We start from the raw sequence: 12,834 nt of genomic DNA, 5'->3' as shown, positions 1-12,834 counted from the left end.
AGGGTTTACAGTGGTTTTTGTGAAAAAATTTACTTTAGTATAAGGTTTTAAAGCGTATTTCGTACAAAGTTTTACTTAATTATTGGCGGGCTACTGCATGACAGCATTATGCGAGGCCCGCCAATTCAAAAATTCCACTCTCGTTACAGAGTTAAGAGCGTCAAATCAAGCCGCTTGCGCTTACGCGAGGCGGCGGTGGTAATATGGGTTAATTTTCTCCATTTAAGCAAAATAGTATGTTTTTTTATTATCTACTTTGGTAGACAAAATATTCGCTGGGCATCCTTTGATTCAAAATTAAATTTTAAAGACCCGCCCGATGTCAAAGTAGAGCTGTGGTAATTCGAGTAAACAACTTATTGCCTCAAAAGAGCTGGGCGGAGCGGAGGGGGCGACTCCCAGGGGATTAGCGGGCGCGGAAAATCCAATGTGATGTGCCGTCGTCAGAGGCACATCACATTTATTTGAAGCCACTCCCCACAGCGGACTTCATAGATAAACAAAAAACACGCTCTAGTTTGAATACTAGAACGTGCCCCACTTTGGTTTAGAAGAAAATTAACAGCAGCACACCTACTAAGAAACAGTAGTATGTAAAGTAGTGTAATTTTCCGTTTTTCATAATCCCCATAAACCAACGCATCGCGAAGTATGTCATGAATAATGTCGCAATGAACGTCACGCTATATGGCAATGCTAGATCCATTTTGTTAGGCTCGTCTAGGAAATCACTAATCCCCAGCACCACCCCACCTAAACTTACCGGAATGTATAGCATGAACGAAAAGCGAAGCGCTGTTTCTTGTTTCATACCGACAGCGATTGCTGAGATGATTGTGGCACCCGAACGGCTGATTCCTGGTGTTAAGGCAACTGCTTGCCCAAGACCTACTAAAAAGGCATCTTTTTTCGTTAAATCGCCGTCGCGTTTTGTGCCGCGCATATTACGAATTAACCACAGCGCAATCCCTGTTACAAATAGCATCAGCGCAATCGTTGTCATGCTCACGCTATCCGAAATGTAGTCACTTAAGAGCACACCCAGCACACCCGCTGGAATTGAACCGATAATGACATACAGTGCGAAGTTAAAATCGGTACGGTAGCGACGGTCACGCGTTTTAATAAATAGTAAAAAGCCCGTAATTAAACGAATAATGTCCTCGCGATAAATGAACATAATCGCCAATAGCGACGCCGTGTTCGTTAAAATCGCAAACGTAAAGCCTTGCTCACCCATCCCTAAAATTTCACTCGCAATCATGACGTGACCGCTTGATGAAACCGGAATTGGCTCAGTAAATCCTTGCACTAAGCCGATGATAAAGTGCTTTAAAAGTAAAATTAAATCAAAGTTTTCCATCTGTTTCTCCTAAAAAATAAGTAGTTATCTCCTGTTAGACGTTTTTTCCGCCTAAATGTTCACTTCTTTACGATAATACTGTTCGCCGATGTGTGCAAGCGATTTTGGTAATGTTCCGTTCGTTAGTAAAAATAATTTTCGCGTGGCGCGTGAAGCGATTGTATACAGTAAATACGCATCCATCTCTTCCTGATACACCTGTGCATTGGCGTCAGCGAGCACGACCGTTGTAAATTCAAAGCCTTTCGCCATATAGCCCGGCATGATTAGGATGCCCTTCATATACGCTTTTTGCTTTTCCGTAATGAGCTGTAGTTGTGGAATAGACGGTTTTAACTCCGTATAGAGCTGCTGGCAGGCGGCTTTATTTTTGCATAAAATGACGAAGCTATCGTTCGCTTCAAACGCCGTGTCCACAAGTCCCTTCACCGTCCCGCGTAAATCATCGGTTTGAATAATCTGTGGTTTGTCACCCGATACACCTAAAGACAGCGTCGTTTTATTATTTAAAATCGCACTCATAAAATCAGTAATTTCATTGGTAGAACGGTATGATTTATTCAGTTCAACAACTTTAAAATGCTTCGACAGTGGCCCTGCGAGTGAATCCTTCATTTGCGGATGCACGAGCTGGTTTTTATCGCCAAGTAACGTGTAATGCGCTTTTGGGTGCATCGCTTTCATCGCGAGTAGCTGTAAATAGGAATAATCCTGAATTTCATCAATGACGATATGCTTGATCGTATTATTGGCGTATAAGCCTTTCACAACGGCTTGCAAATACATCATCGGCGCTAAGTCCTCGTAATACAATATGCGCTCTTTTAAGGATTCAGTCGTCGCTTGTTGGATCGCTTGTGTGAACGCTTGCTCGTTTTGATGCGTTAACGATTTGCTATACATTTTATTGATATTCACAAAGCCGAGCTGGTCAATTGTTGCTTCAAGCTTGCCATATTTTTTTTGTAGTCGTTCATTTACTTCCTGCTCGATTTCCTTGTCCGTACCCATATACGTTGTCACCGATTGCAATTCCTTAAAAAAGGCTTTGCGGTCTTTTGCTTTTTTCTGCGCCACTTTTTCAAGTAACACGGTGCGGATTTTTTTCAAACGAAAATCGATATCAAGCCCACCAAAGCGTTCATAAAATAACTCGGATAGCTTTTTCGCAGAAATAAAGAGCTCATTGCCCATTTTTAAATTATAAAACGGCATGCCCGCGCGTTTTACACTTTCAATATAATGTAATAGCTGTTTTACGTACAGATGCGACCCTTTAAACGCATAGCTTTCACGCTGCTCAGAACTCGCCGTATACAGTCGTTCAATGTTTTCGTAGTTCGTTTCGATTTTATAGCTCGTTAGCTTTACGTCCTTCGTTAAATGATAATACGTCGTATGCTGTACATTTTCCTCGCCAAGCTCTGGTAAGACATTTGAAATATAGTCATTAAAAAGGTCAGATGGTGACACTAGTAAAATGCTGCGTGCGTTCATCGTTTCGCGGTATTCATATAGAAGAAACGCAATTCGCTGCATTGCCACCGACGTTTTCCCGCTACCCGGAGGACCAAGGACGATTAAATTCGCTTTATTCGATGACCGAATGACGATGTTTTGATCACTTTGAATCGTCGCGACAATTGATTTCATTTTTTCCTTTGCCGTATCGGTTAATAGTCCTTGTAATACCTCATCGCCTACATAAATATCTGCATCAAATAGCTGTAACAGCTCATCATATTTCACCTTATATTGGCGGCGTCCTTCAACTAATACCTCGACATACTCGCCATTAGGAATTTGATAGCGCGATGGGCCGACTTTATTTTCATAAAAAAGGCTTGAAATCGGAGCACGCCAGTCAAAAATTAAGACATCATCTGTCTTCTGCTCGCGAAATGTCGATAAGCCGATATATAAATGTTCGGTTTCGCCTAGCTCATTTTCAATAGAAATACGCCCAAAATACGGGCTCTTATATAACATTTGTGCCTTTGCGAGTTGATCGCTTTGCTGTAGGTACTCGCGCTCACGCAGTTGCATCGTTTGGAGCATTTGTGAAAATTGAATCGCGTTTTCACCGGACACATCATTAAATTCTGCCGATGCTTGTGTACGCTCTTCAACGATGTCACTTTTTTGTTTTTGTAATTGCGTTTCTAATACTGCAATCTGTTGTTTTAACAACGCACTCGTTTCTTTTAAATGCGCTGTCTCCTGCTGCCAAATCGTTTGTTCCATGTTTTCGTTCGCCTCCAAATGCTGGGGCCGTCCAAAAAGTAACTTCTTTTTTGGGCAGTCTCTTCGCACTTTTACATAAAAATACATGCTACAACAAAATCATCATTCATTCAATCGTTGTCCATTAACATTTCTTATTCCCATTTTTTTATGTTTCATTAACTCGTTTTATTCAATCCTAAAATTCATTATTCTCTCGACACAATCTGTCCATATTTTTAGGATTATTGCCCAGCACAGATTTTTAATTTTTCCTACTTAAATTTTCCTATTTATTCCCAATTCAATTCTACTAAATATTATTGTATTTTACTTGTTTTTTCTTTGATATTTATAAACTTATTGTTTTTCAAGTGAAAATCTTGAAATCGACGGAATTTTTATATAGTTCAAAAATTACTACAAATATACAAATTTATACATTTTATTTTATTAATCTCTAGTTCTTAACTATGCTTTTAACGAGCTATTTTTGGTTGTAAATAGCATTTCGTAACAATTTCGATATATTTCTAGTTTATTTATATTTACTTTTCAAGTTATGATGAGACATGTAATACATAATTCGAAAGGAGTAGTTATATATGAAAAAAGTCATATTTTTTGAAGTACAAGGTGGAAGCGATAAAGGGCCGGATGGACATCGCAGAGATACGATGCCAATGGTGGATGCTTTAAAACAACGCGAGCAAGAGGCGGAAGTTATTTTCTTTGAGTTAGAAAAGCGAGATGAGATTTTTAACTATGTGAAAGACAACGCAGTCGCTTATGTTTCACGTATTAACCCTGGTAATTTAGCGCACGAAGCGGAGTATTTTGAAATGCTACGCGAATTATGCGCAGCAGGTGTTGTGGGCATGCCACACCCTGATGCAATGATCGGCTACGGTGCAAAGGATGCACTTGTAAAATTACGTCATACATCCCTTGTTCCTGAAGACACGTATGCGTACTACACAATTGAAGAATTCAAAGAAACATTCCCAAAATCACTGGTCAATGGTGAACGTGTATTAAAGCAAAATCGTGGGTCAACGGGTGAAGGGATTTGGCGCGTACAATTAGTCGACGCTTTAGAAGAAGGCGCAACGGAAGTACAACTTAACGCGAAAATTAAATGTACAGAAGCAAAGGATAACCACGTGGAATACCATGAGCTAGCTGCGTTCATGACATTCTGCGAGCAATACATCGTTGGTGCAAACGGCATGCTTGTCGATATGCCTTTCTTACCGCGCATTAAAGAAGGTGAAATTCGTCTATTCATGCTACGCGACAAGCCCATTAACGTCGTACACAAAAAACCAGCAGAAGATGCAGACGCATTCAGTGCAACATTATTCTCAGGTGCCCAGTATCGCTACGATAGCCCAGAAGAGTGGGCAACACTTGTACACGACTTCTTAGGTCAATTACCTGAAATTATGTCGTTACTAGGCGGCTACGACTTACCACTGATTTGGACAGCGGACTTTATCTTAGATACAGATGAAAACGGCCAAGATACGTATATCTTAGGCGAAATGAACTGCTCATGCGTAGGCTTCACATCAGAGCTTGAACTGGCGCATACTGTCGCGGAGGATATTATTGATTGCATTAAGGATAACGTAATAGTTTAATCAGGATTACAGCAACACGGATTTTATACCGTGTTGTTTTTTTAGCTCCACGATGTGACGTCTTTATTAAGATAGAAAAATAAAAGCAAGAATACCAGTAGAATACTTTATAGTAAAAAAGTATAATATACATACTAAGTAAATAGGCACAATTAAAGTAATTGTACGAACGTAACGTGATGAATTTATTCGTTACGTGGGAACAATCGATTTTTATAAAGTAGGGGAAATTTATGGAGTTGTACGCTTTTTTATTAGGTTTAGCCGTGAGCTTACTACTATACACGGTGTATGCAAGATTTAAAAAAAGAATGTTTCAAAAAGAAAGTATCTCACTCAGTTTAGTAGAACAATCGAAAGATATCATTTACTACTATGAGGTAAAACCTGTCTATAAACATAAATATACAAGCCCTTCTGTAGACCTCTTTTTAGGTGCAGGGACGCTAGACGCGCTCTATCGGGATTCCAACATGCCATTTGAAATGATCCACCCCGATGACCGCGGGATTATGGAACAAAAAATTTCTGGAAAAATCAATTATAATGAAGGGATTATCCAGCGTTTAAAAGGAACGGACGGCGTGTATAGGTGGTTTGAAGAATACACAACGCCAATTTATGAAAAGGGGGAAATTGTTGCGGTTCAAGGGATTATGCGCAATATTGATGACAAAATCAAGCTCGAGCAAGATTTACACTATCGCGTTTCGCATGATGCATTAACCACTGTTTATAATCGCGATTATTTCGAACAAATGATGACCTATTACAATCAAGAGGAGAATGTGGCTCTTGGCCTTGTTTTATGTGACCTCGACCGACTCAAACATGCGAATGATACGTATGGGCATAAAATAGGCGATCAGCTTATCCAAGCGGCTGCCGGGCTGTTAAAGAGCGTCTTTTTGGAAAACGCCATTGTGTCACGCGTAGGAGGAGACGAGTTTGTCATTCTCATCCCCCAGACAACGCTACTTGAAATTGAACGCCTTTGCGATCAGCTCCGCGAAAAAATCAGTCAGTCCCCTTCATTTATAGATGACCTTCACCTTCACATGTCGATTGGTATAGCATTTAGTGAGCAGTCGTTAGGAAAAACAGACAGTCTCTATATGGAAGCAGATGCTCAAATGTATGAAGATAAAAGACAAAAAACAAAACTGTACACTCTATTTTACTAAAACATTTCATTACTGAGAAAGTGCAGTGTAAATGTAGCGAGAATTGAGCCTGTCCACATGGAAAAAAGGATTATCCGCCAAAGATAATCCTTTTTTTCGTAAATGCGGGTTATGTGGATAAACTGCTGAAAGTACCCCAACTCTCCTGTATATATAATTGAGGATAACTGGACATAAAGTTTACGTTGATTAATGCATAATCTAAATATGGATAGGAATCAAATTTAAACCGATCGCCGTATCGAATCGCAGTTAATGCAAGTGGTAATTCACGCCTGAAAACTTCATTACGCCTTATTGCTGTAGATAAGTCGTGCTCCCCATTATCTAGATAAACATATACGTTGTAACATAACCGTTCCCCGTCCATTTCCCAAAAGCCTAGTACTTCATCTCGCAGATCCGTATTAACTTTATCCCACGCAAATTGTGTTCCAATCGTTAAGAATAATTCGCCAGTAATATCAGAGTGAGTTAGTGTGTGACGTCTTGAAATAACTGGTTCAGTAGTCGATACACCGTCCCTATATTCAACAGCGAGCCTTTCTGGACTGAACTTACTCATGCCATTAACTCCAATCGTTTTTTTATCAATATGCGCGAAGTTTTTTTAAGGATGGTTAGATGTCATAGGTGTTATGATTTTTGGTAGAGGGGTATTGATGTTTATTTTAGAAACAAGGCGCATAGTATATTGAAAAAAACCTATAAGAAAGGTGATTTTCGTTGTATCCTCCACAATTTAAGTTTCAATCATTTCCTGTAACAAGTGAAATGACTGTGACAGGGAATGGAGAAATTGTTGCGCCGCCCGATTATGCGCAAATTTTAATAGAGGTGCGTACAGAAGGAAAGGATGTCACGGTCGCACAGCAAGAAAATGCCCTCATTATGAGCCGTGTCATTGAATCGCTCATGGCGTTAAATATTCCAAGAGAAGCGATCCAAACAAGTAGCTATTCGATTTCTCCAGTTTACGATTATATGGATGGAAGACAAGTATTTAGGGGCTATGAAGTGCAGAATGCGATTACCGTTAAAATAACGGATCTTAGTCAAGCAGGTACCGTCATTGATACGGCAATTCAAAATGGGGCAAATCATGTTTCAGCAATCCAGTTTAAAATAGAAAGTTCAGATGCCTATTATCAACAGGCCCTAAATTTAGCACTTGTTAATGCACTGGCGAAAGCCAAATCGATGGCCGAAACGATGCAAGTACCTATACAGCTCATACCCATCGAGATTATTGAAGAGAGTCAACATGTAACGCCAGTTCCTTATAAGTCGGCACAATTTGCGACTCAGGAATTTACAACACCAATTGAACAGGGAACAATTCCTATTCAAGCTTCCGTGCGAGTGAAATTTCGATTTTAAGATTGCATAAACATACCTCTTGCAATAGGAAGTCCCTATTCAAGAGGTATATTTGTTGCATTTATAACCTGGACCTAAACGAGCCTTCGCGTTTTACAATAAACCTCAACAAAGTGCGCAGGATTTAATTTTTCACCCGTTATCATGCTAATTTTTTCATTCCAGTTATAGCGAGCAGCTGGTTTGAAGAATTGATTGATGAGCATCTCCCCTGTTTCTTTTGTGAAAAATTCAGGAGAAATCTCTGTTTCAATATGACGAAGAAGCTGTGCGGCCATTAATTCACCAAGGAGATAATTTTGATAGTAAACAGGTGCAAGTGTAAAATGAATCTTTGCTGCCCAATCAGGATTCTCAGTTGAATCTGGAGGCGTGACTAGCTGAATTTCATTTACAGTTTTCCACCATAAAGCATTTAAATCTTGATTGGGATTTTCGTACAGTTCTTTTTCAAAAAAGACAAAGGTAACAATCCATCTAACTGCTATAAGCATTTGTAATTGTTGGTACTTTTCTAATTCGGGAACCAGTGCAGTTACGGTTGCTTCATCCACCTGCAAGAAGCGTTTTAACCAACGTGGATCTTTGCCCATTTTTCCGAATAACATCGCGATTGATTCTGTCGTTAAAATATGGCTTGGCGTGCGTAATCCGAATGGCAAGCTAGCGTCTACATATTTGAAATAAGCAGCATGGCCAAATTCATGCAGGTTCGTTTCCATCCAATATGCATCTTCCTCTATGTTACAAAGGACTCGAACGTCACCTTCGCGGTCCATATCCGCGCAAAAGGCAGTTGGATTTTTCTTTTCTCCAGGAAACAAATCGCTCTTTGCATAGAGGTCGTCAACTTCGATACCCATTGAGTTAAACGTATCGGTAGTAAGCTCTAGAATATCCTTCCCTTCATAAAAAGGGTCTAGATTGGTTGAATCAGATGGTGGCACCTCTTGGAAAAAGGGATCAACATAATGCCAAGGACGTATCTCCTCTGGATTAATCCCGAATTTAGTTGCTAAACGTTCATCTAGTTCCTTCTTCATCGAGCGGTAAGCTTCATCTGATTGAGCAATGAGTTCATTGAAAATAGCGAATACCTCATCACGGTCAAGTTCTTGAAGTGCAAATCCCATTTGATGATGGTTATCAAACCCGAGTAGTTGTGCAGCCTCATTGCGCTTCTTAACAAGCTCAAGCAAATCTTTTTCTACGACTTTCCCTACTTCCTTACTAGCAAACCATACCTTTTTGCGTAATTCTAGGTCATCACTATACATTAATACCTCTCGAATTTCATTGGCAGAATAGTTCTTCCCATCGACTTTAGGTGAGTAAGTGTTAAATAATAAATTTAGTTCAGCAGCGCGGTTTGCTAAATCTGCAATCATTTCTTCAGGGAGTTGGTTCCCTTCCATTTCGCTGAGTAACAGTTGAAGCTGACGTTTTTCAATTTCCGTTACGTCTTCCGTTGCTAGAAAGTTTTTTGTTTTCTCGTATAGATCTTTTGAAGAGAATAACAGATTGTATCTAGTTTCAGCTTCACCTAATTTAGTTGCCCATTCAGGGTCTCCCGTTGTTTGGACCATCCAGTTTGCTTCAGCCGCAGCCTTGTATAATGCTCGCATTTGGTCGTCGAAATCTTTTAGAAATGTTTGTAGTGTTTCCATGCATATCGCTACCTCTCTCTAGTAAAGTATCACCATAGATACATTATTAAAAATTCGTTAAAGATATTCTTAAACCTTTTAAATTTTAAAAGTATGGGGTGCTGAAATCAGGATCAATTTGTGACAAGTAGCTTATCACCCGTTGCCTCCATCTCTTGAATGTCCTTAACCAAAAACTCCTTATGCCATGAAGTAGCATAAGGAGTTTTTTAATTCCGTTTGTATCAAATTTTGCTCTTACTTAATGGTAATGCTACCGTTTTTCGCATTCCATTGCACAGATTTACCAAGCTCTTCACTTACAAAACGTAGTGGTACAAACGTTGTACCGTTAATGATTTCAGGCTTTACTTGAAGACGTTTGCTGTAGCCATTTACTTCTACATAATGGCTCGTTGTTGTTAAAACGATTTTTGTTCCATCAAGTAACACTGTAATACGACCGTTTTGGCTATCCCATTGAACTTTTGCACCCAGCTCTTCACTTACAAAGCGTAGTGGTACAAGCGTTGTTTCTTGTTTTGTGAATGGTGCAACCGCTAATGTTTTTGATTTCCCATTTATTAACGCTTTTTTGCTATTTAAATATAGAGTAATCGGTTCAATTTTCTTATCTACATTTGGATAACTTGCTGTTAATGTGTAATTTCCTTTTGAATATTGATTAGCCCAGTTATTTGAATGAACTAAAATATAATACTTCCCTGCAGCCAATTGTCTAGAAAAAGACGTAAGTGAATAATCTAAACGGCTTTTATTGCTATCGTATATTGCAAAATAGGTAGGTGCTGTTGTATTCGTTAAACCTACGTTAATATTACCGGCCTTCGTTAAGTTAATTTCATAATAATCATAATCACTTTTATTTTCTAACGTAGATGCTAATGAAACGCCGGATTTTAACGGAAATGCGTTTTCTCTTGTATCATTTGGTTCAAATGTTGTTGTATCTTGTTTCACTGTAGGTGTTGAATAAGTAGCCTTAATATCATATGTTCCAAGAGTATAGACATTTGACCAGCTAGTAGAGTGAACCTGAATATAATAAGTGCCGGCTTTTAATTTTGCAAAATATGATGTTAATGAATAATCTAGTCGTTTTTTATTGCTATCATAAATTGAAAAATAGGCAGGCGCTGTTGTATTTGATAGGTAAACGTAGACATCACCGTTATCAATATTTGTCGTAAATTTGTAGAAATCATAATCTAGAGCATTAGAGATTAATGATGATTCCTTTTTACCTGAAGTCAGGTTAAAGGCCATTTCTCTTGTATCATTTGGTTCATGGGTTGTTGTATCATGATTTACTTTCCCATTCCAGTACGTTGTTACAATTTCATAAGTCCCTTTTGAATAACTATTTCCCCAACCTGAAGGATAAACCTTAATGTAGTATGTATCCGCCTTTAAAGAGCTAAGATAAGACGTTAAAGAATAATCTATACGCTTCATATCGCTGTTGTAAATTTCAAAATACATCGGTGCTGTTGTATTCGAAAGATAAACTCTAATATCACTATTGTCTTCGGTGGTATTAAATGTATACCAATGAACATCCTTAGATGATGTCAATGTATCTGAATAATTACTACCTGGCTCTAAGTAAACGTAATCTGCCGCTTCTACGTTTACCGATAGTCCAATCAATATAATGATTGCACTTAAAAAACTAAAAAAATGCTTTTTCAAAAAATTCACTCCTTAAATTAAACTATAGGTAGTTTAAAAAAATAATACTTTTATTTCTACATAGGTGTGGATAAAAAAGATAATAATGTTTAAATGGGAAGAATAACATTACTTTTCAACTACTAAAAAACAACCCTGGAATGAAAATCATCATTTCAGGGTTGTTTAATATTACTGAATATCGACTGCTTCCTTCGACAATGTCTTTGTCATTTCACAGTATTGTACGAACACGCGCGCTAATTCGCGTAGACGGTTGTGTACGTCTTCATCTGTAATTTTGTTGTCTTTATCGAAATGATCCGCATGCGTGTACACGTAGTTTGGTGTCACAAGGCAACGGAAGTAATCTAAGATTGGGCGTAATTGGTTTTCTAATACTAAATGGTGCTGATACGTACCACCGTTGCCGATAATGGCTGCTGGCTTGTAGCGCATTGCTTTTGGTGGAATCATATCAAACGCATTTTTTAATACGCCTGGAATCGATGCTTGGAAAATGGGTGAAGCGAAAATGTACGCATCCGCTTCTTCAAATTTTTGAATCATCTTTTTCATATCATCATTTAGCGGGCTACCGTCTAAAATTTGGTGCTGTAATTTTGAAAAATATAAAATTTCAAGCTCTAAATCCGGATTGAAAGCGGTGATATATTGTTGAACCTGTTCTAAAAGAACACCGGTTTTACGTCCAAAAATTGTCCCATCGACAAGTAAAATTTTCATTGTTGTTCCTCCATGTAACTCATTGTGCCTTTATTGTATCAGAATAACGGATTTTGATAACACCTAGTTGCTTGTAACAAGAAAAATTCAGTCTTTCGTCGGAAGTTGTTATTGTGCAATACAATTAGTCCCGTGGCTCAACTTCTTTGATTTTACTGCGATCAAAGACAACCTCATCATCCACTGGTGGGAATTCCTCTTCTTTTAACTTGTCCCAGTTAAACAGCACCTCTTGATTGGCCAGTTGTTCTTCGTTTTTTTCGACAATCGGCATTTTCAGCGTGAGGAGTTCATCCGATTTATAAATCGTCACCTTTTGCTTTTTACCATGTAGTGCAATGACCTTCATCGCCAGCGCAATTTGCTGTGCTGGAATCGAGCGCACCTTTTTCAATGGGCCGACAAGTAACGGATTCACGACCTTCAGCGCCTTTGCACCGAACGCTTCACCGAAACGAAACTCGCCGCGCTCCCCTGTAATGAGCGATGGGCGTACAATAGACAACTGCGGGAAATCCATATTTGTGAGCGCTTTTTCTAATTTGCCCTTCACTCTACTATAATATGCGAGCGCCTTTTCATTCGCCCCCATTGCAGAAATGACAATGAAATGCCCAATCCCTCGATTTTTTGCCAGTGCCGCAATCGTCATTGGATATTCAAAATCGACCTTTTCGAATTGTTCCTTGGAGCCTGCTTTTTTCATCGTTGTGCCTAAGCAACAAAATACTTCATGCGCAAATTCAATATCACTATCAGCAATTTGATCAAATTCACGCAACGTCACGATTAACTTCGGATGAAAATAATCAATTGGCCTTCTTGAAATGACATTGACCGCTACGTACTCATCGCTATCGCACAATAGTTTTACTAATTTAGAGCCGACTAATCCTGTCGCGCCTACTACTAAAGCTGAACGCATCGCCTTCATTTAATATCCCTCATTTTTTCAC

At 38.9% G+C, this 12,834-nt stretch carries 10 protein-coding genes; 3 read left to right on the top strand and 7 right to left on the bottom strand.

Features of this window, described 5'->3' with window-relative positions:
• Positions 1 to 547 precede the first annotated feature (547 nt).
• A complete protein-coding gene (locus tag NSQ62_RS01855; RefSeq protein WP_341322242.1) occupies positions 548 to 1,363 on the bottom strand; it encodes an undecaprenyl-diphosphate phosphatase in 816 nt (271 codons plus the stop codon).
• 51 nt (positions 1,364 to 1,414) lie between these two features.
• The gene (gene helD, locus NSQ62_RS01850; RefSeq protein WP_341322241.1) at positions 1,415 to 3,607 is read right to left on the bottom strand and encodes an RNA polymerase recycling motor HelD; all 2,193 of its coding nucleotides are present in this window, start codon (positions 3,605 to 3,607) and stop codon (positions 1,415 to 1,417) included.
• A 584-nt stretch (positions 3,608 to 4,191) separates the two neighbouring features.
• Between helD and NSQ62_RS01845 the strand changes: the two genes are divergently transcribed.
• Both NSQ62_RS01845 and NSQ62_RS01840 read left to right on the top strand, forming a co-directional pair.
• Positions 4,192 to 5,229 carry a Cj0069 family protein gene (locus NSQ62_RS01845; RefSeq protein ID WP_341322240.1) on the top strand — a complete coding sequence of 346 codons (1,038 nt, stop codon included), beginning with the start codon at positions 4,192 to 4,194 and terminating at the stop codon, positions 5,227 to 5,229.
• Between the two features lie 233 nt (positions 5,230 to 5,462).
• Complete coding sequence (locus NSQ62_RS01840; protein ID WP_341322239.1) at positions 5,463 to 6,413, top strand: sensor domain-containing diguanylate cyclase; 951 nt, start codon at positions 5,463 to 5,465, stop codon at positions 6,411 to 6,413.
• 109 nt (positions 6,414 to 6,522) lie between these two features.
• Here the strand turns inward: NSQ62_RS01840 and NSQ62_RS01835 are convergent, their stop codons facing one another.
• On the bottom strand, positions 6,523 to 6,978 hold the full coding sequence (locus NSQ62_RS01835) for a staygreen family protein (protein WP_341322238.1): 456 nt from the start codon (positions 6,976 to 6,978) through the stop codon (positions 6,523 to 6,525).
• A 161-nt stretch (positions 6,979 to 7,139) separates the two neighbouring features.
• Between NSQ62_RS01835 and NSQ62_RS01830 the strand changes: the two genes are divergently transcribed.
• Complete coding sequence (locus tag NSQ62_RS01830; RefSeq protein ID WP_341322237.1) at positions 7,140 to 7,793, top strand: SIMPL domain-containing protein; 654 nt, start codon at positions 7,140 to 7,142, stop codon at positions 7,791 to 7,793.
• A 74-nt stretch (positions 7,794 to 7,867) separates the two neighbouring features.
• Here NSQ62_RS01830 and NSQ62_RS01825 read toward each other — a convergent pair whose 3' ends face one another.
• The 4 genes from NSQ62_RS01825 to NSQ62_RS01810 form a co-directional block, all read right to left on the bottom strand.
• Positions 7,868 to 9,460, bottom strand: coding sequence for a M2 family metallopeptidase (locus tag NSQ62_RS01825; RefSeq protein ID WP_341322236.1), 1,593 nt, complete (start codon positions 9,458 to 9,460; stop codon positions 7,868 to 7,870).
• 237 nt (positions 9,461 to 9,697) lie between these two features.
• The gene (locus NSQ62_RS01820; RefSeq protein WP_341322235.1) at positions 9,698 to 11,152 is read right to left on the bottom strand and encodes a copper amine oxidase N-terminal domain-containing protein; all 1,455 of its coding nucleotides are present in this window, start codon (positions 11,150 to 11,152) and stop codon (positions 9,698 to 9,700) included.
• A gap of 171 nt (positions 11,153 to 11,323) precedes the next feature.
• Positions 11,324 to 11,878 (bottom strand): NADPH-dependent FMN reductase, encoded by a 555-nt coding sequence (locus tag NSQ62_RS01815; RefSeq protein WP_341322234.1) that lies wholly within the window; start codon positions 11,876 to 11,878, stop codon positions 11,324 to 11,326.
• Positions 11,879 to 12,002: 124 nt separating this feature from the next.
• A complete protein-coding gene (locus tag NSQ62_RS01810) occupies positions 12,003 to 12,812 on the bottom strand; it encodes an NAD(P)H-binding protein (protein WP_341322233.1) in 810 nt (269 codons plus the stop codon).
• Between the last annotated feature and the right edge of the window lie 22 nt (positions 12,813 to 12,834).

The sequence above is a fragment of the Solibacillus sp. FSL H8-0523 genome (genome assembly GCF_038051985.1).
Lineage (GTDB): Bacteria > Bacillota > Bacilli > Bacillales_A > Planococcaceae > Solibacillus.
This window is presented reverse-complemented; position numbering and strand designations above follow the sequence as displayed.